The organism is Pseudomonas sp. GV071, from assembly GCF_003050835.1.
GTDB lineage: Bacteria > Pseudomonadota > Gammaproteobacteria > Pseudomonadales > Pseudomonadaceae > Aquipseudomonas.
Window position 1 is genome coordinate 274611 of sequence record NZ_QAOJ01000007.1, and the last position, 19281, is coordinate 293891.

Below are 19281 nucleotides of genomic sequence, written 5' to 3' on the forward strand. Positions count from 1 at the left end.
CTCAAGCAGGCAACAGAGGAAGAGTGGCACGCCAGGTGGCCGATGCCGCACAATCCGGCCACGCTCCATTGCCCCCGAGGCCGCGCATGATTACCCGCCCACAGAACCCGTCCGTGTTCGTGCTGCTGTTCTCGCTCAAGGGGTCGATCATCACGGCGATCTGGCGCAAGGTGCTGTTCACCGTGCTGATCAGTTCGCTGGTGGTGGCCAGCCACGGCACCCTGTACCACTACAAAGTGGTGCTGACCGCCACGCCCTTCACCCTCTGGGGCCTGACCCTGGCGATCTGCCTGGGCTTTCGCAACACGGTGGCCTACCAGCGGTTCTGGGAGGCGCGCACCCTGTGGGGCGAACTGTCGATCGTGACCCGCAACCTGACTCGGCAGATCCTCACCCTGCTGCCGGCGGCGGCCGACAAAGAACGCCGTGTACTGCTCAACCTGCTGATCGCCTTTGGCTACACCCTGAAAGACCAACTGCGCCGCACCGAGCCCAGTGAAGAATTGCAGCGCCTGCTGGACGAACCCACCCGCCACACCCTCGCCGACAAACAGAACCCGCCCAGCGCATTGCTGCATCGCCTAGGCGAACAAACCATGGAGTTGGCCCGGCAATCCGGCGCCAGCGATATCGTCCAGGTGCATCTGGACGAGCAGTTGAACCGCGCGAACTACGTGCTGGGCGGCTGCGAGCGAATCAAGAACACCCCCATCCCCTACCCCTACATTCTGATGCTGCACCGCATCGTGCACTTGTACTGCTTTCTGCTGCCGTTCTGCCTGGTGGACAGCATCGGCTGGTTCACCCCGTTTGCGGTGTGCGTGCTGGCCTATACGTTTTTTGGCCTGGATGCGCTGGGCGATCAGATTGCCGACCCGTTCGACACCCAACCCAATGATTTGCCGCTGGATGCAATGTGCCGCGGGCATGAAATTGCGGTGCTGGAAATGCTCGGCGAACCGGCGCCGGAGGCAGCACAGCCGGTGAATGGGGTGTTGCTGTGACAGTTCGGCGGTGACGGGGCTACCTGGCGGTTTTAACCCTGGCCGTGACGGCGGGTCCACTCGGCGGCGACGTCGCCCATGGTCTGCGGCTCACCGCTGCGGATCCAGGCCATGAAGTCTCGGGTGAGTTTGACGTCCGCGCGGCACTGCTCGGCTAAAAACCGACGCACGTTCTGGGTGGAGCGGTAGTTTTTATCCAGCGGTGTGTGTGCGGTGATGGGGTCGGCGTGCCAGTCGAAGGGCATGGTGGGGTTCTTCCGTGAAAAGGGAGACGGTGTTGTAACCCAAAACGCGGTGTTGTAGGAGCGGCTTTAGCCGCGATCCCTGCAAACGATGAAATCAACAGCATCGCGGCTGAAGCCGCTCCTACGGGACCGTGAGCAGGGCGAATACCCCGTGGGTATCCGCCGACTCAAATCACTGCGCAATAAAGCCCAACAAATCTTCATTCAGTTGCTGCGCATGGGTTACCGCAAAGCCGTGCGGCGCGCCCTTATACACCTTCAACTGCGCGCCTTTGATCAACTGCGCGGCCAGTTTGCCGGTGGTTTCGAACGGCACGATCTGGTCGCCGTCGCCATGGATCACCAAGGTCGGCACATCAATCTTGGCCATATCCGGGCGGAAGTCAGTGTCAGCAAACGCGGTCACGCAATCCACGGTGCCTTTGAGGGACGCCAGCAAGGCGATATTCAGGGTTTGGGTGAGCACACCATCGGACACCACTTGGCCCTGATTGATGCCGTAGAACGGCGTGGCGAAGTCGCTGATAAATTGCGCGCGGTCTTTCAGCAGGCCACCTTTGATGCCGTCAAACACAGACTTGTCCACCCCCTGAGGGAAGTCTGCCGTCTTGCCGAAAATCGGCGTCACCGCGCCCAGCAGCACCAGCTTGGCGACGCGCGCGGAGCCGTGTTTGCCGATGTAACGGCTGACATCGCCGCCACCCATGGAGAAGCCCACCAGGGTCACGTCCTTGAGGTCCAGGTGTTCGATCAGTTGGGCGATGTCGTCAGCGAAAGTGTCGTAGTCGTAACCGGTCCACGGCTGGCTGGAACGGCCGAAACCGCGGCGGTCGAAGGCGATGGTGCGGTAACCGCGGGAGCTCAGGTACTCCATCTGGTATTCCCACATATCGGCGTCCAGCGGCCAGCCGTGGCTGAACAGTACGGGCTTACCGCTGCCCCAATCCTTGTAGTAGATCTCGGTGCCGTCTTGGGTTTTGAACGTGCTCATAGGGCTCTCCTGAAGTGTCCATTGTCATCGGGAAGAAAACGCAGCAAGCATCTTCTCTATAACTACTATCTGCCTGGAATATGACGGCGCATTGGATGGCTGTGCTGGGTTGAAAATTTGCTTACAGAGGTAAGCACGGTTCTCAATTTTGTCGACACAAACCACACACACCAACGCCCTGGGATAAGCTCGCGGCGCTTACCCCTTTGCCCTCTGCTGGAGCCTTGCATGCGCCTTTCCCGTTTTCTGGTCATCGCCTTTGTGATGCTGCTGGGCAGCAGCACCAGCGCCCTGGCCCGTGACCAATTTCGCGTGTGCTGGAGCAACGATGCTGGCGCGTTGCCGTGGGGCTATGCGGCGCAGCAGAAGATCGTGGCCAAATGGGCCAGGAAGTACCGCATCAGCATTGACCTGGTGCGCGTCGACGACGCCACCGATGCGGTCAAGCAATACACCGCAGGCCAGTTCGATGGCTGCACCATGAATAACCTCCAGGCCCTGTCCCTGCCCGCCGCAGCCGGAATCGATACCACGGCGCTGCTGATCAATAACTTCTCCGCAGGCAACGACGGCATTCTGCTGCGCGGCAAAAACCTGCGGGCGCAAGACCTCAAGGGCAAAGAGGTGCATCTGGCGAAAAATTCGGTGGCGCATTACCTGCTGGTACGTGCGCTGGAGTCGGTGCAATTGAGCGAAGACGATGTGAGCGTAACGCCCACCGCCGAGGCCGATCTGCTGGCTGCCTATGGCGCCGGCGATATCGCCGCAGTGGCGGCCTGGAACCCGACGCTGGCGCAGCTCAAGGCCGCGGGCGACAGCACCTTGGTGTTCAGCTCGCACCGCATTCCTGGAGAAATAGTCCAGCTGCTCGCGGTCAACACCGACACCCTGCGCGCCAACCCGGCCCTGGGCCGGGCACTGACCGGGGCGTGGTTCGAAACCATGCAACGGATGCGCGCCACGGACGACAAAGGCGCCGCCACCCTCAGCGCCATTGCCAAAGGTGCGGGTATCGAGCTGGAAGACTACGAGGCCCAGCGCCGCAAAAACCGCTCGTTCTACTCCGCCCGCAGCGCCGTGACCTTTGCCGAAAGCCCGGGGCTGCCGGCGGCCATGGAACGGATGAGCGCCTTTGCCTTTAGCCACGGCATGCTCGGCAAAGCCACCAGCGCGCAGAGCATCGGCATCTCCTTCGCCAATGGCGTGGTGATCGGTAGCCCGGCGAATATCAAACTGCGCTTTGATTCGGCGTTTATGCAGGTGGCGGCGGATGGGCGGTTGTAGATCGGTGGTGGATCATCCCCCTCACCCTAGCCCTCTCCCCGAGGGGCGAGGGGACTGATTGGGGTTGCAGCAAGGTCGCAGTTCAGCTCCCCTCTCCCGCCTGCGGGAGAGGGGCTGGGGGTGAGGGCCGCTTAGCGCGCCAGCCCACGCAAATGCAGGAAACCAAACAGCAACACCTGCGCCCGTTCCAGCCACGGAAACGCCTGGCGCTTGAGGCGGCTGTTGAACAGCAAGGCTTCGCCGACATGGGCGGCGAACAGCACGCCGGTCACCAGTAACAGTGGCCGGTGCAGCGGTTCACCAAAGGGATAGATGATGTTGAGCAGCGCCATCAGCCAGAACATGGCGAGGGCGCCTTTGAGGAAGGACATCAGGTGCATGGGTGTTCCTTGTTGGGGTGTAGGTTGAACCCAACGATACGTTGCAACTCAGCCCACTCACCCCGCACTTTTGGGTAGGTTGGGTTGAACGACGTGAAGCCCAACGATACGCCTGAGTCCGCCCCGCCAGCGCCGCCAAACAGACCACTGCCGTTACCTCTCAATCGTCCTGTGGCAGCGGCAATAGGCCTGAGCGCAACGTATCGTTGGGCTTCGCCTTTAGCTCAACCCAACCTACCGCACCCGCTCGATGGCCGGCATATTCCACTTACCAGACAGAATCGCCGCCTCCGGCCAGTACAGCCGTGCAGTCAGGGCGAAGCCACCCTCTTTTGGAATCGGCAGCCAGTTGCCTTGCCATTCGCTGGCCGGGGCATCGGCTTGCAGGATGATATCCAGCGAACCATCGGCGTTGCGTTTGAGCGCGTCGCGGTCGCCCAGGGCGTAGCGGTTCAAGGGGTTGTCGACCAGGTAGCCGTCGGCGTCGTAGACGGTCACCGACCAGAACGCGCGCACTGGCGGCAACTGCCCGGCAGCGAAATGCAGGCGGTAGCGTTGGCCACCTTGCAGCGCGTTGCCCTCACCATCTTTGACGCCATTGGGGTACACCGCGTCTTCGCCCAGGTTGGCGCCAAACCCGGCCATAGCCACCGCCGCACGCAAGCCGTACTCGCTGCCATAACGACCAACTTGCGCCGGTGGCACCCGCCAGCCGGCTTTCAGGTCGACCGGGTGGGCGATCACGTCTTGCAGCTTGCGCTCGGCCAGCCAGATACCCAGCGCCACCGCGCGTTGCTGCAGCCAGCCCCACGCCGGCACCTCAGCCCCGGGCTGCACGCCCAAACGCGCCAGGCCTTGCAGCGCCGGCTGATCCAGGGTGGCCGACGGCGGATTGCTGGCCATCAAGCGCGCCAGGCGTTGGAAGAAGTCGCGGCTCTCCAGCGCGCGCATCTGGAACAGCGGCGGCACGCCGCGCTCGACCTTCACCGGCGGCACCAGCGACGCCGAACGTTTGCCCTGCTGCCACTCACTCAGCGGCGTCAGGCTGATCTGCTGCTGGATGCCGTGCACCGTCTCGTAGTCCGCCACGCCATTGGTTTGCAGTCGGCCGAGCAGCCAGGCAATCGCCGTCGGCGAGCGCAATAGCAGCATGCCTTCCGGCACCGTGCCCTTCCAATTCGGCCCGACCAGCAAATAGGTGGCCGCGTCCTTGCCCGTGGTGCGCGGGCCCAGCGAGGCATAAACGTTGGTCCAGGCATCGAGAAACTGCATCACGTTGTAGCGCTCGGTGGCCGGCATCTCGAACACCAGCGCCTGCTCGCTCAGGTCCAGCCACGCCACCGAATACAGGGTGTCGACGTTGGGCCGGACGATCTCGCGAAAGTGCGCGTCGGGGAATTTCTGCACGTGCACCAGGTGCTGGGTAGGCGCCAGGCTGTGGTTAAAGCCGTCGCGGGTGATTTCAGTAATCACCAGCGGGTAGCCAAACACATAACCTTCGGCGGCATCACGAATCACCTGGCGCTGGCTGAACAGCACGGCAGCCGCCAGCACCACGAGCACCACTAGCGCCAGCACGGTTCTAAACCACAGCCGCGACGTCAGAGGAACGCTCATCTCAACGCACCGTCAGGCTGATCGGGCTGTCGCTGAAGTCGAAGCAGCCGAGGAAGGTTTTGATATCCAGCAGGTTGCCATCGACCTTCACATCGCCCAGCACCGCGCCCTTGAGCAGGCTGTTCTGGCCGCTGATAACGGTGTCCAGGTAAGTTTTGTCGAGGGTCAGTTTCAGCGTCGTGCCGTCTGGAATTCCGGGGTGCAACTGCACCACGCCACGGCGAACTTCCAGGGCCCACTGCTGGTTGATGTCGGGGAACACGAAGCCCAGGGTCAGGTTCACGTCGTTGGCTTTGTCCGGGTCGACACGGGTGATCCAGTTCTGCAGGAAGACTTTCACCGGCAGGTTTTTCAGCATATCCGGCGACAGGAAGGTGCCGCGCAAGCGCTTGGCCATTTCCGCCAGTTGCTCTTCACCCAGGGTGCCTTCCAGCTCCATGGCGCTCATCAGGTACCAGTTGCGCCAGTTGATGTTCATCTGCGCGTAGCCGAGTTTGCGGAAGCTGCGGGCCTTGATGTCGCGCGCCAGTTTGTCTTCGTGGTCGATGCGGATCACATAGGTGGCGAGCTCCGCCGCCCATTGGTAGTCGCCCTTCAGGTAGGCATCGCCAGCAGCCAGCAGCACCTTGTCATGGCCCCCCATCAGCTCGACGGTGCGCTTGGCTTTTTCCACCGGAGGAATCGGGTCGAGGTCGACCGGGTCGCCTTTGAACCAGCCCAGGTAGCCTTCGTAAATCTGCCGCACGCTGTGTTTCACCGTGCCGTAGTACTCACGCAGGTACGGGGTGTAGCCGGCCAGGTGCGGCGGCAGTTTCACCTTTTCCACCAACTCGTCCGGGGTCAGGCCCTTGTTCATCCAGCGCACGGTCTGGTCGTGGATATAGGCGATGCCGTCGCGGGTCATGCGCAGCACTTCTTCCACTTGGTCAGCACCACTCACCGGGCGGCCATGGGAGGGCACCAGGTACTGGGCATGGAAGCTGCGCAACAGATCGAGGCTATTCACCCACGCCACCGGGTCGCGGAATTTGGCGCCGCGCAGGGTGTGGATGTTCGGCAGGGTCGGGCCCTGGTCCACTTCGGCGCTGAGCAGCACACCGCTGCCGGGGATGTACATGACGATCTCGTCCGGCGCCTCGCTCGGCGCCCAACGAAACTGCACCGGCAGGCCGGCGATGGTGGTGTCGAGTTGGTCTTTGAAGGTGATGGTGGGGGCAATGAAGGTGCTCTGCCCACCGACGGCAATCGGACCGATGCCACCGTTCATGTCCTTGCGATCCGCCGCGTTCAGCGCCGCACCGAAGGTGTAGGCCGAGCGCATGGCCAGGATCGGGCCGACCAGCGCGCCCTGGGTGACCACGTTGTCGAGCAGGGTTTCATGGGCGTAAATCTGCACCTCGCCGCTCTTCACTTGCTCTTCGCTGACGAAGCCTTTCACACCGTTGATATGGTCGGGGTGAAAGTGGCTGTAGACGATGGCCTTGACCGGCTTGTCGCTGATTTTGCGGAACTCGGCGAAAACCTTGGCGGACTCTTCTGGCGACTCACCGGTATCGAAAATGATCAGGCCCTCGGGGGCAATCACCATCACGCTGTTGGCGATGCTCCAACCGACTGCCGAGTAGACGGTGTCGGTAACTTTGTAGATCTGCTTGTTGAACACTTTGGTGTGTTCGGCCAGCTCGGCATTGATCGAGGGCTGAATGGTTTCGGCAGGCAGGTCGGCAAGAGCCGTCAACGGCAACGCCGCAGCCAGCAGCAAACCGCTGAATCGGTTGAGTGCGCTCATGAAGGATTTTCTTTTGTTGTTATGGACTGGCGCAGGTTGGCAAAGGCAGACTGATAATTCCAATGCAAAATTATCCAGCTTCTGATGCGAGATTCGCATGAATGACTTACGCCAGCTTCGCCATTTTGTCGCGGTTGCCGAATACGGCCATTTCGCCCGTGCGGCAGAGGCGATCAACCTCAGTCAACCCGCTCTGTCGCGCAGCATTCAGGCGCTGGAGGCCAGCCTCGGCTGCCGCCTCCTCGACCGCGGCCCGCGCAACGCCGTGCTCACCGCCCATGGCCAGTTGGTGCTGGAACATGCGCGACGGCTGTTGCAGGCCAGCCGCTCGTTGCACAACGCGGTCAGCCAACTGGCCAACCTGGAAGCAGGTGAGCTGCGCGTCGGCTGCGGCCCCTACCCTGCCGCGCGCCTGATACCGCGAGCACTGGGACAACTGGTGACGCGTTTTCCCAAGGTGCATGTGCAACTGGTGATCGACGGCTGGCTGCCACTGCGCGAGCAATTGCTCAACGACAACCTGGAGCTGTTCGTGGCCGATATCCGCGAGTTCGCTGGCGACCCCTTGCTGCATATCGAACCGCTGCGCATCCACCACGGGGTGTTCTTCTGCCGTCCCGGTCACCCGCTGCTCCGCGAGGCCACTGTCGACCGGGCCATGCTCAGCCGTTACCCCTTGGCCGGCACCCAACTGCCCGACACGGTAGCCGCCGCCCTGGGGCAACTCAGTGGGCGCCAGCAACTGCTGGAGATCGAGTGCAACAACTTTCTGGTGCTCAAAGCGCTGGTGGCCAGCAGCGACGTGATCAGCATGTCGCCATGGGATGTAGTGGCGGACGATGTGCAGAATGGGCGTTTGGCCGTGCTGCCCTTAACCAGCGATCAGCCGGCGCAGCAGTCGGCCTATGGCGTGGTTACCCGCTCCGGGCACAGCCTGTCGCCTGCGGCGCAGGCGATGCTTGAAGAGATTCGGCGGGAGGATGGCTAAGCGTCTGCATCTGATCTTTGTAGGAGCGGCGGCTACCGCGAGTAATACCCCACCGCCACCATGTAATTACCCACCTGCTGCAGATACGCATGCTTGTGTTCGTTGCGTTCGGTCACCGGGTTGCGCCAGAGGTATTCCAGCTCGCCCTTGCCGTCCTTTTTGATCGCATCGAGCATGCGCTGGCCGATCTCGACGCCGTCGGGGGCTTTCAGGTTGGCGAAGTCGGTGCCGATCAGGCGACGGTTGTAGCCGTGGGCGACAAAACGTTTGCTGTCGAGGTCGACCACAAACACGTAGAGGTCGTCCTGCAGGTAACGCGGGTCAAGGTCGTTGATGGCGGCGAAGGTGGTTTTCGGTTCTTTTTTGATGGCTTCGCTGGCTTCAGCCAAGAGCTTTTCCGCTTCCGCGGGCTTGGCCCGTGGCAGGTAAAAGCCGACGGCCAGAATGCGGTCGTTGATGCGTTGGAAATAGGTGTGCTTGCGCTCCACCTTACCGTCCTGGCGATTGACCCAGCGGTACTCGGCCTCGTGCATTTCCCCTTCCGGCTCGCTGAGGGCGCGGGCAAAGATTTTCTTCGCGTCCTCGTCGAGGGTCGCCGACACATCGCGCCCCACCAGCATCACCGAGGGTCCACCACTGGCGAGCATCACGCCCTGGGTGTTGACCACGTACACATACAATTGGCCGGTAACGAACTCGCCCTGGCGACTGAAGGCAGCGAACGCGGTATCACCGTTCTTCTCGTAGTAGTCCACCGCCTTGAGCAGCAACGCCTTGGCGTGCTGTGCCTCCTCTTGGTAGGCGGCGTCGCTTTGCGCCATGGCGGTAAAACCGAATAACGACAGCATCAACGTCAACAGCGCACGGATAGCCAGGGTCATGGACCAACTCCAGATTGAGGGACTGCTGTGCAGTGTAGACAGGTACGCGCCAATACCATTCATCCAACCTGCTGAACCAAAAAGGCTAACCCCGCTTCACAGCTCAAAGCCCCCAATAAAAGGCCACCACCATGAATGCTCGACTCCTCGTTCTGCTCTTGACCAGCCTCGCCGCGAGCGGCGTGTGGGCCGAAGCCTGCATGGTCGAAACCCGCGCACAAAGCGCCTCGGTGCCGATGGTGGAAGGCAAATCCTGCTACGAATACAAAGGCGTGCCAGCCGGCAGCATCGACTGGTCGTGCAGCAACGAAAGCAAGGAGACGCTGGCCAGCAGTAAAACCAAAGTCGCCAGTTGCCCGGAAAAACCCAAAGGCACCTGCATCGCCACCCTCACCCAGGAGTCGATGGCTAACCAGCGTTCCAGCAGCAAGGACAGCCACGCCGACTCAGCGAACATCCCCAAAGGCGCGCAAGTGCTGACCTATTACTACGACCTCAAGGATGAGTCGCAGGCGCGCACTGATTGTGAAAAAGCCGGGGGGCAATGGCGCACCCAATAGGGCGACTACCCGCTAGCGGGTATCCGTCGTTACGCCGACTTAAGCCCTGCCGCCCACTGCGACGGTGATGTCCATGGCTGTGCGGCGGCGGATATCGCCGGTGGCGCTATTCGCCCTACGCGAACGGCAGCGGCCCCGCAAACTCGCCAATCGGCAGCCAATGGGTGATCAGCCCGGTGTCGGCTTTCCAGTGATGCAGCAGCATGGCCGGCGGCTCGATATACGAGGCCTCCTCAGCATCCGGCCGCAGCCGCAGGGCAATTGCCGTGGTGGTGCTCGGCGCGGTGCACAGCAGGCTGCCGCCGAAACGCAGTTGCATAAAGCGGTGAATATGGCCGCACACCAGTCGCTCTACCTGCGGATGCCGGGCAATCACCTCGGCCAGGCGTGGGCCGTTGTGGCAGGCGTACAGGTCGATGTAGGGAATGCCGCTGGCGAACGGCGGTTGGTGCAGCATCACCAGGGTTGGGCGTTGGGGTTCGGCGGCCAGTGTCTGCTCCAGCCAGGCGGCGGCCGCGTCGTCGAAGTCGCCGTGGTGCAGGCCCGGGATGGTGATATCCAGGGCGACGATACGCACCGGACCGTACTGCCCGGCGACAAAGTGCAGCGGACCGTTTTCCGGCAAATAGCCAGAAGCGGCAAAGGCTGCGCGGAAGGCTTCGCGCTCGTCGTGGTTGCCGGGAATCAGCAGCAGCGGTTGCTGGATAACGGCGAGCAGTTTCTGCGCATGGGAATAGGAGGCCGGCGACCCATCATCGATCAGGTCGCCGGTGATGATCACCACATCGGGCGGCGGGTCCAGTGCCGCGACCTGCGCCACGGCGGCGAGGAACATGGCGTTGGAATCCACCAGCCCCTGATAGAGCTCGCCTTCGGGGCAGATGTGCGGGTCGGAGAGGTGAGCGATCAGCATGCAGATTCCTTTCGGTGTGGCTGAAAGGAAACGGCGCAGCAAATGTTGTACCGAGTAACGGCAATCGAGGCTGAATCGGATGGCCGCCCCCCTCTCCCACAAGGTTTCATGGTCATTTGTGGGAGGGGCTTTAGCCGCGAGATTTTGATCTGCCTACTTACCTCTGAGCATGCTACCGAGCACCTCATCGCGACGAATCCAGGCATGGAACAGCGCGCCGGCCAGGTGCAGCAACACCGTGGCAAACAACAGGTACGCCAGGTAGGTATGGGCGTTGCGCAGCACGGCGAAAGTCGGCGCATTGGCGGCCAGCAGCGCGGGCAAACGCAGGTTGCTGCTAAGCATCACCGGGTCGCCGGCTGCGGAAATCATCGCCCAGCCCACCAGCGGCAAGGCCAGCATCAAGGCATACAGCAGCACATGGGAGAGCTTCGCCGCGAGCTTCTGCACGCTGGGCATGTCGACGGGTAATGCCGGCGTCACGTGGGTAAAGCGCACCAGCAAACGCACGATTACCAACAGCAAAATGGCAATACCCAGGGGCTTGTGCAGGTTGATCAGCCATTGGTGCCGCTCGGACACCGAGGCCACCATGCCCACGCCGATAAACAGCATGGCGATGATCATCACGGCCATCAGCCAGTGCAGCAGGCGTGCCGGTGCAGAGAAGTGTTGAGTGCTCATGGGCGCTGCTCCTGGGCTGCGTTGGCGTGGTGCGGCAGCGATTCAACTTCACCGGCGCGGCGTTGGTACGAGGCGGCGTAGGCGGCGGAGCGGGCGGCCAGCAGCGGGTCGTCCGAGCCTTCGATGCCACTCGGCAAAATCAGCGGGTCGTAGTTGATGTCGCGGCATGCGCCGTTGTCTTGCGCCTGCTCGTGTTCGATCACCAGGGTGCCGGCATTCACTTGGCGGTGTTCGCCACTCCAGGCTTTGCTGGCGTCGTTACTCGGGTCGCCGGGATTGGCCAGGGTGAGGATCAGGCTCCAGCGCTGCGGACCGTTGGCCAGGCGCTGTTGCAGGTCGGCTTGCAGGTAGTCGTCGGCAGTCGGCGCAGCGCTGTCGGCCTGGGCGTCGGCGACCATGCTCCAGCGCACGGTCTGGCGAACGCCTGCGGCATTGGTCAGGTAGAAGGCGTTGACGCTGTTGTAGGTTTCAGTGGTGAAGCTGGCCGCCGGTTTGGCGGTTTTTACCCAGGCCAGAAAGGCGCCGGTTTCCGGGTGGGCGGCGAAAAACGCGCCGGCCTTTTTCGGGTCGGGTTTGCCGGTGGCCGGGTCCGGCGCGGTGGCTTGCAGCAGGCCGAAAAACGCTTCCGGGGTGCCCACTGGAAACACCGCCATGCTGTTCATGCCGGTACGCCACTGCTGGCCGTTGGCTTGTTGAAAACGCAGGGCCATGCTGCGCAGCGGTGCCGCGCTGTCGGGCGAATACGGGTTGCCGGTGGGCAAGGAAAAACGCCCCTGCACCGGCGTGCGGGTGGCGCTAAACACCTCGGCCGAGGACAACTCGACGCCGGCGCCATTGCTGTCGAAGTAGCCGGTCACGCAGATGCCTTTGGGGTGGTTGCGGCGAAAGCCCGGGTGCTCGCCGTTGTTGTGTTCGAGCACATCGACGACCCGCGCCGGGGTCACCCGCTCGGGGCTGAAGTAGCCGCCGGTGTAAGCCAGGGCGGCGGCGATCAACACGGTTACGGCGCCAATGGCGCCCAGGCGCAAGGCCAGGTTTACCGGGCTGAGGGGTGGGCGTTGCTGCGGGTCACTGTCGGCCATGGGAAGCTCCAGAGTCTGGCGAAGGTGCCGTCAGACGCACGTGCTAGGGTTTTATTCCCGGCCGGGTGTTTATTTATTTTTTCCACCCTTCGGGAATAATCTCCGCGCAGTGGCGTCTTGCTCACCACACTCTGCTGACACGACCAACCTGGACCGCCATGCACGGCATAGATGACCAACTGCGCGATCTGCTCCCCCGCCTGCGCCGCTTCGCCCAGTCGCTGACGCGCAACCCCAGCAGCGCCGACGACCTGGTGCAAGCCAGCCTGGAAAAAGCCCTGGGCGCCTGGGCCAGCAAACAACCGGACGGCGATCTGCGCGCCTGGTTGTTCGCCATTGTGTACCGCCAGTTTCTCGATGCGCAGCGCAGCGCCAGCCGCTACCGGCGCCTGCTGGAACTGTTCACCGGTGGCCAGGACGAGCACCATTCGCCTTCGGCCGAACGCACGGTGGTGGCGCAAACCACCCTCGCCGCCTTCGAGCGCCTGCCCCATGAACAACGGGCGATTCTGCTCTGGGTCACGGTGGAGGGCCTGCGTTATCAAGAGATCGCCGATATCCTCGGCGTGCCGATCGGCACCGTGATGTCCCGCTTGTCCCGCGCGCGCCAGGCATTACGCCAGCTCGGCGAGGGCGAAATCACCACCCCTTCTTTACGGGTCCTGAAATGATCACTCTGCCCCCCGGCGACCACGACTTGCATGCCTACGTGGACGGCCACTTGAACGAGGCCGAACGCGAACAGGTGGCGCTGTACCTCGCCGCGCATCCCGAGGTCGCCGCCCAGGTACGCGCCTGGCAACAGGACGCCCAGCACCTGCGCGCGGCCCTCAGCGGCGCCCTGCAGCTGCCACCCAACCCGCAGCTGGACCCGTTCGCCATCCGCCACGGCCTGCGCCGGCAACGCAGCCGCCACTTCGCTACCGCCGCGCTGCTGCTGATTGCCGTCAGCCTCGGCGGCGTTGGCGGCTGGCAGGCGCGCACCCTCAATTTTGCCAGCCATATGCTGCCGATGGCCGACGCCGTGCAGGCCTACCGCATGTTCGCCGTCAACGACGGCATGGCCAGCGACTGGAGCGCCAGCCGTGGCGATGCCCAGGGCTGGCTGGACCAGCACTTTGCACGCGCCGACCGGATGCCCGACCTCGCCGCCGCCGGTTTTCAACCGGTGGGCGGGCGGATGATCAGCACCGAACAGGGCGCGGCAGCGATGCTGGTGTACCAGGACCCGAACGGGCGCAAGGTGAGTTTCTACATCCGCCCGCCAGGCCCGCAGAACTACCTGCTGAGCCGCGGCGCGCGGCGCGATGGCGAATTGCAGGCGGATTATTGGTCGAGTGCCGAATACAACTATGCACTGGTGACGCCGGCTGATGATCCGGCCGCCGCTCAGGTGCGCCAGGCACTCGGCCAATCGATTTAAGCCGCAAAATTTTCGTGCGGACCCGCGACCAAACATGCCGTTGCGGCTCGGGGTAAGGTGGCGCTCTGAACCGATCTCGAAGAGCCCGATAACGAGCCGCACATGAGCACAACCCATCACACCCGCACCCATCACACCCGCGGACACGCCCTGGTAGTCGGTGCCGGCGTGGTCGGCATCGCCACCGCCCTGTGGCTGCAACGCCACGGCTGGCGCGTGACCCTGCTGGACCGCCAACTCCCCGGCACCGCCACCTCGTTTGGCAATGCCTGCACCTTTGCCACCTACTCGGTGGAGCCAGTGGCGACCCCGGGCATCTGGCGCCAGGCGCCAGCGTTGCTGCTCAAGCCGGACAGCCCGCTGAAAGTCCGCCCGGCCTACCTGGGCAAGATCGCGCCATGGCTGTGGCAGTTTCTGCGCCACTCCAGCGAGCAGCGGGTGCACGCCATCAGCCGTGACCTGGATACCCTGCTCAAGCCGTGCATGAGTTCCTGGGGCACGCTGCTGGACGACGCCCAGGCCAACCACCTGATTCGCCACGACGGTTCGCTGTATATTTTCGAAACCCATGAGCGGCGGGTAGCGGAGGAAATGGTCGCCTATCACCTGCCCTTCGAGGTGCCAATCCGGCTGGTGGAAAACCACGAACTGCATGCCATGGAGCCGGCACTCAACGCCCGCGCTGCTTTGGGCGTGGAGTTGCCCGGGGTGAGCCGCACGCTCGATCCGTATGCGTTGAGCCTTTGCCTGTTCCAACGTTTTCTCGCCTTGGGCGGGCGCTTCGAGCGCGGTGAATTGCGCGATATCCACCGCAGCAGCGCAGGCGGCGAACAGGTCAGCGCGGTGCTCGCCAGTGGTCAGACGTTGACGGCCGAGCGGGTGGCGTTGTGCACCGGTGCCTGGTCCAAACAACTGGCCAAGTCATTGGGTGACGAACTGCCGCAAGACACCGAACGCGGTTACCACGTGCTGTTCGAACAAGCCGGCGCCGTGCTCAACCGCCCGGTGTGTTGGGGCGCCGGTGGCTTCTATATGACGCCGATGGCGCAGGGGTTGCGGGTGGCGGGCACGGTGGAATTCGCCGGCACTCAGGCCGCGCCGGACCCACGGCGTTACCGCTACCTGGCCAATGGCGCGCGGCGTTTTCTTAACCTGCAGCATGAGCCGGCGTCGCAGTGGATGGGCTTTCGCTCATCGATGCCGGACAGCAAACCGGTGGTGGGCCAGTCGCGGTTATTGCCGCAGGTGTTCTATAACTTCGGCCACGGGCATGTGGGGCTGACGCTGGGTGCGGTGACGGGGCAGTTGCTGGCGGAGATGGCCAGCGGGTTGCAAACCTCAGTGCCGTTAGCGCCGTTTTCTCCTCACCGGTTTGGCTGATATATCGGGGTTTGCGCCATGATCAGCGATTGCAGGGATCGCGGCTGAAGCCGCTCCTAAAGAAGGCCACGAGGTCTAGGGCGGGGCTCTTAGCGACAATCAATTTCAGCGATATCAACTACCAACACCATGCGTTTCTCAAGGAAGCGGTGACAGGGGAAGCTTGGCCCCGAAGTCACTCACAACCCCCTTGAGGAACACACCATGAAAACCATCGTTACCGCTTCCCTGCTCACCGCTTTGTTGACTGGCACCGCCTTCGCTGGCGCTGATGTAAACCACAGCTACGACGCCGCCACCAGCAAACAGACCACCGAGCAAAGCAAAAGCCAGAAAGCTGATGACACCACCCAAGCCGTCGACAAAAAACTCGACAGCGAAGAGCAACGTTGGGGTCAGCCACGCTGGTGGCATTGATTGATCGCTCTACTCAAAGGCGCCGCTCAGGCGCCTTTGTTGTTTCTGCGTTACGACCACTGGTCCTGTTTGTCGAACAAGGGCAAATTGCCGCCACTCCACTCTGGGTAACTCACAGAAATGGAGCATCGATGATGAGCAAATTACCTTTCACTGCCTTGGTACTCAGCGGCCTGCTGGCCGCCTCTTCTTCCACCCTGGTATTGGCCGCCACAGTCAGCCCCGGCAACGGCGTGGGCGCCCCGGAAGCTGGCACGTCGGGTGAAGGCACCGGCACCTCCGGGACTAACGCGACCAGTCCGGGCACCGGCACCGGTACTGGCGCCACTGGCCAAGGCAACACCGGTACGGGAACCGGCGCACCCGCTGGCACCGGTACTAGCGGTACCGGCACAGGTGTCGGCACCGGGACGGGAACCACCGGCACCGGTGCCGGCACGACAGGAACTGGCGGCACCATGAGCCCTTCCGGCGGTAGCGGCGGTGGCGGCAGCAGCTCCGGCAGCGGTGGCACTGGCACAGGCGGTACGGGAACCGGCGGAACTGGCACCGGTGGTACTGGCGGCGGTGTGGGCGGCGGTACCGGTGGCGGCTCTGGCGGTGCCGGTGGCGCAGGCGGTGCCGGGGGTGGCGCAGGCGGCGGCAGCTGATGCGCCACAGCAGAAAACATGGCCAGTCGGGTTCGCCCCACTGGCCATTTTTTTGCCCGTAACGCGACGCGCTCGGGCTTACCGACTCAGCGCTTTGCAGGTATAACGGCAACGCGCCATGGCACTCGACCAGCAGCGCCCTTCCCCCGTTCCAAGGACATGCCCACTGTAGTCGGGCTGGAGAATTCAGGTGATCAAACCGCTGCGCATTGCCATCGTCGGCGCCGGCCCTGCAGGCCTGGCGGCCGCCCTTTATCTCAAGCGCAGCGAACACCAGGTGACGGTGTTCGAGCGCTTTGCCGAAGCTTCGCCGGTTGGCTCCGGGCTGATTCTGCAACCCACCGGCCTCAGCGTGCTGGAGAACCTTGGCCTGTTCGAGGCCATCGCCCAATTGGGCAGTCGCATCGACCGCTTGTACGGCGCCGATGCGCAGAGCGGGCGCACTGTTCTCGATGTGCGCTACGCCGCGATCAAGGGCGGCCGTTATGGCATCGCCGTGCACCGCGCCGCACTGTTCCACGTGTTGTTCCAGGCGGCACAAGCAGAAGGCATCAGGGTGGAGACCGGGTTGGATGTCGACACCCTGGACACCCGTGGCGACCAGGCCTGGCTGGTGGGTAATGGACAAGCGAAGGCCGGGCCGTTCGACCTGGTGGTGGATGCCAGCGGCTCGCGCTCCAAACTGAAAATGCTGGCCCTGCAACCGAGCGAACCCAAGCCGCTGGTGTATGGCGCCTTCTGGGCCTCGTTGCAGGCTGACCAGGCCGCCCTGAGCAGCCAAGCCCTGGTGCAGCGTTACCACCGCGCGACCACCATGATCGGCGTGCTGCCCATCGGCAAAGCCGGGCCGGGCAGCGCCGACATGAGTGCGTTTTTCTGGAGCACCAAACCGGATCAGGTCGAGGCGCTGAAACGCGCCGGTATCAACAGCTGGAAAGACCACGTCGCCGGGCTTTGGCCGGACTGCGAAAGTTATCTGCAGCAGATCAACGATTTCGACGACATGACCCTCGCCCGCTACGGTCATCACACCCTGGCCATGCCGGTGGGGCGAAGCCTGGCGATCATCGGCGACGCCGCCCACTCCACCAGCCCGCAACTGGGCCAGGGCGCCAACATGGCCCTGCTCGATGCGCGCGCCTTGATGCATGCGCTGAACACCAGCACCGACCTGGCCAGCGCCCTGCCCCGTTACGCGGCTTCACGACGGCTGCATGTGCGCACCTTTCAGGCGTTGTCGGGAGCGTTTACGCCGTTCTATCAATCGGACTCGCGGGTGCTGCCGTTCCTGCGGGATCGGGTGATGGCGACGTTGTCGAAAATTCCACCCGCGCCGCAGATTCTGGCGGCGATGGTGGCGGGGACGTTAGTCGACCCGTTCGGGCCGATTGGGTTGAAGGAAAGACACTGGGGTGTTTGTTTGCCGGAAGAAGCTGATCACCTCCAGCAATCTGGATTCCCGCCTGCGCGGGAATGACGGAGGTGCTCAACCTATCGCCGTCATCCCAGCGAAGGCTGGGATCCAGAATGGCGGGAAAGACACCGATGTCCGTCTCGCCTTAAAACCCAGCAATCTCGCGCAACCGATACCACGACATGCCCAACGCCAGCAGCGGCGTGCGCAGCAATTTGCCGCCGGGGAATTTCATGTGCGGCACGCTGGCGAACAGGTCAAAACCAGTACTGTCCTGACGGCAGATAGCTTCGGCCAGCAGGCGCCCGGCCAGGTGCGTGGTGTTCACGCCATGGCCGGAGTAGGCCTGGGCGAAGTACACGTTGGTTTCCCCGCGCAGACGACCGATCTGCGGCAGGCGGTTGGCGCCGATGCCGATGGTGCCGCCCCAGGCGAAGTCGATACGGGTTTCGGCCAGTTGCGGGAATACCCGCAGCATTTTCGGCCGCATGTAGGCGGCGATGTCCTGTGGGTCACGACCGGAGTAATGGCAGGCACCACCGAACAGCAGACGCCGGTCAGCCGAGAGGCGGAAGTAGTCCAGGCCAACCCGCTGGTCACACAGGGCGCGATTGCCAGGAATCAGTTGTTCGGCCTGGGCCGGGCTGAGCTGTTCGGTGCCGATGATGTAGCTGCCGGCGGGCAATACCTTGCCACTCAGTTCAGGCACCAGACCAGCCAGGTGGGCGTTGCCAGCCAGCACCAGGTGATTGGCGCGGACCATACCGGAGGCGGTGTGCACCTTGACCTTGGCACCGTATTCGATGCGCTGCGCGGCGCTGTTTTCGAAAATCCGCACGCCCAGCTTGTGCGCCACGGCGGCTTCGCCGAGGGCCAGGTTGAGTGGATGCAGGTGGCCGGAGCCGCTGTCGATCATGCCGCCGACAAACACCTTGGAGCCGACCACGCGGTCCATCTGCGCAGGCTCGATCAGGGTCAGCTCATGGCCGTAACCCATGGCCTCGAGCGCCTGTTTGTCTTCGATAAAACCTTGGTAATGCTGCGGCGTGTTGGCCAGGTCGCAGTAGCCCCAGCGCAGGTCGCAGTCGATGCCGTATTTGGCCACGCGCTCGCGGACGATTTCCACGGCTTCCAGGCCCAGGCGTTCCAGGGTGGCAACGCCGTCGGTGCCGATCTGCCCGGCGAATTTCGACAAGTCGTGGCCGACGCCACGAATCAGTTGGCCGCCATTGCGACCGCTGGCCGCCCAGGCAATTTGCCGGGCTTCCAGCAGCACCACCGAGAGGCCGCGTTCGGCCAGTTCGATGGCCGTGTTGAGGCCACTGAAACCACCGCCGACGATGCACACATCGCAGTCCTGCGCGCCATTGAGCACGGGGAAGTCGATCTGTTTGTTGCGAGTGGCGTGGTAGTAGGAGGCGGTGTGGGCAGTGCTAGCTGCGCCAGAGAGAGAAGAATTCAACGACATACAAAGGCCTTTAGCCTGGAGGTTTGCACGCCCCAAGCGGCTGATTGTGTTTCCAGGAATCGAGGCTGAAGCCTCGATGTTGATCGCGTAGGAGCGGCCGGTCCGGCCGCT

The 19281-nt window shown here is 63.2% G+C and carries 20 protein-coding genes; 10 read left to right on the top strand and 10 right to left on the bottom strand.

Going from position 1 to position 19281, the window contains the following annotated elements; genetic code table 11:
• Positions 1-86: 86 nt before the first annotated feature.
• The gene (locus C8K61_RS15690) at positions 87-1004 is read left to right on the top strand and encodes a bestrophin family protein (RefSeq protein ID WP_108097201.1); all 918 of its coding nucleotides are present in this window, start codon (positions 87-89) and stop codon (positions 1002-1004) included.
• A 32-nt stretch (positions 1005-1036) separates the two neighbouring features.
• Here the strand turns inward: C8K61_RS15690 and C8K61_RS15695 are convergent, their stop codons facing one another.
• Together C8K61_RS15695 and C8K61_RS15700 are read right to left on the bottom strand one after the other, a co-directional pair.
• Positions 1037-1249, bottom strand: coding sequence for a DUF6434 domain-containing protein (locus C8K61_RS15695; protein WP_108097202.1), 213 nt, complete (start codon positions 1247-1249; stop codon positions 1037-1039).
• A gap of 172 nt (positions 1250-1421) precedes the next feature.
• The gene (locus tag C8K61_RS15700) at positions 1422-2240 is read right to left on the bottom strand and encodes an alpha/beta fold hydrolase (protein WP_108097203.1); all 819 of its coding nucleotides are present in this window, start codon (positions 2238-2240) and stop codon (positions 1422-1424) included.
• 228 nt (positions 2241-2468) lie between these two features.
• On the opposite strand from C8K61_RS15700, the gene C8K61_RS15705 reads away from it, so the two are divergent.
• Positions 2469-3524: a putative urea ABC transporter substrate-binding protein gene (locus C8K61_RS15705; protein WP_108097204.1), complete on the top strand. Its 1056-nt coding sequence runs from the start codon at positions 2469-2471 to the stop codon at positions 3522-3524.
• A gap of 131 nt (positions 3525-3655) precedes the next feature.
• Here C8K61_RS15705 and C8K61_RS15710 read toward each other — a convergent pair whose 3' ends face one another.
• The 3 genes from C8K61_RS15710 to C8K61_RS15720 form a co-directional block, all read right to left on the bottom strand.
• Positions 3656-3904: a DUF1145 domain-containing protein gene (locus C8K61_RS15710; RefSeq protein ID WP_108097205.1), complete on the bottom strand. Its 249-nt coding sequence runs from the start codon at positions 3902-3904 to the stop codon at positions 3656-3658.
• 234 nt (positions 3905-4138) lie between these two features.
• Positions 4139-5521 (bottom strand): DUF1254 domain-containing protein, encoded by a 1383-nt coding sequence (locus tag C8K61_RS15715; protein ID WP_108097206.1) that lies wholly within the window; start codon positions 5519-5521, stop codon positions 4139-4141.
• 1 nt (position 5522) lies between these two features.
• Complete coding sequence (locus C8K61_RS15720; RefSeq protein ID WP_108097207.1) at positions 5523-7310, bottom strand: alkyl/aryl-sulfatase; 1788 nt, start codon at positions 7308-7310, stop codon at positions 5523-5525.
• Between the two features lie 97 nt (positions 7311-7407).
• On the opposite strand from C8K61_RS15720, the gene C8K61_RS15725 reads away from it, so the two are divergent.
• Positions 7408-8298: a LysR family transcriptional regulator gene (locus tag C8K61_RS15725; protein ID WP_108097208.1), complete on the top strand. Its 891-nt coding sequence runs from the start codon at positions 7408-7410 to the stop codon at positions 8296-8298.
• A gap of 32 nt (positions 8299-8330) precedes the next feature.
• On the opposite strand, the gene C8K61_RS15730 is transcribed toward C8K61_RS15725, so the two are convergent.
• Positions 8331-9179 carry a cache domain-containing protein gene (locus C8K61_RS15730; RefSeq protein WP_371919997.1) on the bottom strand — a complete coding sequence of 283 codons (849 nt, stop codon included), beginning with the start codon at positions 9177-9179 and terminating at the stop codon, positions 8331-8333.
• Between the two features lie 131 nt (positions 9180-9310).
• Here C8K61_RS15730 and C8K61_RS15735 point away from each other — a divergent pair, with 131 nt between their 5' ends.
• Complete coding sequence (locus C8K61_RS15735; protein ID WP_108097209.1) at positions 9311-9739, top strand: hypothetical protein; 429 nt, start codon at positions 9311-9313, stop codon at positions 9737-9739.
• Positions 9740-9854: 115 nt separating this feature from the next.
• Here the strand turns inward: C8K61_RS15735 and C8K61_RS15740 are convergent, their stop codons facing one another.
• The 3 genes from C8K61_RS15740 to C8K61_RS15750 all read right to left on the bottom strand — a co-directional run bounded on the left by C8K61_RS15740 (position 9855) and on the right by C8K61_RS15750 (position 12418).
• Positions 9855-10652 carry a phosphodiesterase gene (locus C8K61_RS15740; RefSeq protein ID WP_108097210.1) on the bottom strand — a complete coding sequence of 266 codons (798 nt, stop codon included), beginning with the start codon at positions 10650-10652 and terminating at the stop codon, positions 9855-9857.
• A gap of 153 nt (positions 10653-10805) precedes the next feature.
• Positions 10806-11336, bottom strand: a complete 531-nt coding sequence (locus C8K61_RS15745; RefSeq protein ID WP_108097211.1) for a cytochrome b — start codon at positions 11334-11336, stop codon at positions 10806-10808.
• Entirely contained in the window at positions 11333-12418 is a 1086-nt protein-coding gene (locus tag C8K61_RS15750) for a catalase family peroxidase (RefSeq protein WP_108097212.1), read from the bottom strand. The genes C8K61_RS15745 and C8K61_RS15750 overlap by 4 nt, the downstream gene beginning before the upstream one ends.
• A 158-nt stretch (positions 12419-12576) precedes the next feature.
• Here C8K61_RS15750 and C8K61_RS15755 point away from each other — a divergent pair, with 158 nt between their 5' ends.
• From C8K61_RS15755 to C8K61_RS15780, 6 genes are all read left to right on the top strand, one after another.
• Positions 12577-13089 (top strand): sigma-70 family RNA polymerase sigma factor, encoded by a 513-nt coding sequence (locus C8K61_RS15755; protein WP_108097213.1) that lies wholly within the window; start codon positions 12577-12579, stop codon positions 13087-13089.
• A complete protein-coding gene (locus C8K61_RS15760; protein ID WP_108097214.1) occupies positions 13086-13841 on the top strand; it encodes an anti-sigma factor in 756 nt (251 codons plus the stop codon). Before C8K61_RS15755 ends, C8K61_RS15760 begins: the two co-directional genes overlap by 4 nt.
• A 102-nt stretch (positions 13842-13943) precedes the next feature.
• On the top strand, positions 13944-15221 hold the full coding sequence (locus C8K61_RS15765) for an FAD-binding oxidoreductase (RefSeq protein ID WP_108097215.1): 1278 nt from the start codon (positions 13944-13946) through the stop codon (positions 15219-15221).
• 204 nt (positions 15222-15425) lie between these two features.
• The gene (locus C8K61_RS15770; RefSeq protein ID WP_108097216.1) at positions 15426-15638 is read left to right on the top strand and encodes a hypothetical protein; all 213 of its coding nucleotides are present in this window, start codon (positions 15426-15428) and stop codon (positions 15636-15638) included.
• Positions 15639-15772: 134 nt separating this feature from the next.
• Positions 15773-16288: a hypothetical protein gene (locus C8K61_RS26635; protein ID WP_146174295.1), complete on the top strand. Its 516-nt coding sequence runs from the start codon at positions 15773-15775 to the stop codon at positions 16286-16288.
• A 190-nt stretch (positions 16289-16478) separates the two neighbouring features.
• Entirely contained in the window at positions 16479-17765 is a 1287-nt protein-coding gene (locus C8K61_RS15780; protein ID WP_218277817.1) for an NAD(P)/FAD-dependent oxidoreductase, read from the top strand.
• A gap of 82 nt (positions 17766-17847) precedes the next feature.
• Here the strand turns inward: C8K61_RS15780 and C8K61_RS15785 are convergent, their stop codons facing one another.
• Positions 17848-19170, bottom strand: a complete 1323-nt coding sequence (locus tag C8K61_RS15785; protein ID WP_108097217.1) for an FAD-binding oxidoreductase — start codon at positions 19168-19170, stop codon at positions 17848-17850.
• Positions 19171-19281 lie beyond the last annotated feature (111 nt).

Bases quoted from the DNA above. Each gene is read 5' to 3' on its own strand.
- C8K61_RS15690 (WP_108097201.1), top strand. From the start codon at position 87: ATGATTACCCGCCCACAGAACCCGTCCGTGTTCGTGCTGCTGTTCTCG.
- C8K61_RS15695 (WP_108097202.1), bottom strand. From the start codon at position 1,249: ATGCCCTTCGACTGGCACGCCGACCCCATCACCGCACACACACCGCTG.
- C8K61_RS15700 (WP_108097203.1), bottom strand. From the start codon at position 2,240: ATGAGCACGTTCAAAACCCAAGACGGCACCGAGATCTACTACAAGGAT.
- C8K61_RS15705 (WP_108097204.1), top strand. From the start codon at position 2,469: ATGCGCCTTTCCCGTTTTCTGGTCATCGCCTTTGTGATGCTGCTGGGC.
- C8K61_RS15710 (WP_108097205.1), bottom strand. From the start codon at position 3,904: ATGCACCTGATGTCCTTCCTCAAAGGCGCCCTCGCCATGTTCTGGCTG.
- C8K61_RS15715 (WP_108097206.1), bottom strand. From the start codon at position 5,521: ATGAGCGTTCCTCTGACGTCGCGGCTGTGGTTTAGAACCGTGCTGGCG.
- C8K61_RS15720 (WP_108097207.1), bottom strand. From the start codon at position 7,310: ATGAGCGCACTCAACCGATTCAGCGGTTTGCTGCTGGCTGCGGCGTTG.
- C8K61_RS15725 (WP_108097208.1), top strand. From the start codon at position 7,408: ATGAATGACTTACGCCAGCTTCGCCATTTTGTCGCGGTTGCCGAATAC.
- C8K61_RS15730 (WP_371919997.1), bottom strand. From the start codon at position 9,179: ATGACCCTGGCTATCCGTGCGCTGTTGACGTTGATGCTGTCGTTATTC.
- C8K61_RS15735 (WP_108097209.1), top strand. From the start codon at position 9,311: ATGAATGCTCGACTCCTCGTTCTGCTCTTGACCAGCCTCGCCGCGAGC.
- C8K61_RS15740 (WP_108097210.1), bottom strand. From the start codon at position 10,652: ATGCTGATCGCTCACCTCTCCGACCCGCACATCTGCCCCGAAGGCGAG.
- C8K61_RS15745 (WP_108097211.1), bottom strand. From the start codon at position 11,336: ATGAGCACTCAACACTTCTCTGCACCGGCACGCCTGCTGCACTGGCTG.
- C8K61_RS15750 (WP_108097212.1), bottom strand. From the start codon at position 12,418: ATGGCCGACAGTGACCCGCAGCAACGCCCACCCCTCAGCCCGGTAAAC.
- C8K61_RS15755 (WP_108097213.1), top strand. From the start codon at position 12,577: ATGCACGGCATAGATGACCAACTGCGCGATCTGCTCCCCCGCCTGCGC.
- C8K61_RS15760 (WP_108097214.1), top strand. From the start codon at position 13,086: ATGATCACTCTGCCCCCCGGCGACCACGACTTGCATGCCTACGTGGAC.
- C8K61_RS15765 (WP_108097215.1), top strand. From the start codon at position 13,944: ATGAGCACAACCCATCACACCCGCACCCATCACACCCGCGGACACGCC.
- C8K61_RS15770 (WP_108097216.1), top strand. From the start codon at position 15,426: ATGAAAACCATCGTTACCGCTTCCCTGCTCACCGCTTTGTTGACTGGC.
- C8K61_RS26635 (WP_146174295.1), top strand. From the start codon at position 15,773: ATGAGCAAATTACCTTTCACTGCCTTGGTACTCAGCGGCCTGCTGGCC.
- C8K61_RS15785 (WP_108097217.1), bottom strand. From the start codon at position 19,170: ATGTCGTTGAATTCTTCTCTCTCTGGCGCAGCTAGCACTGCCCACACC.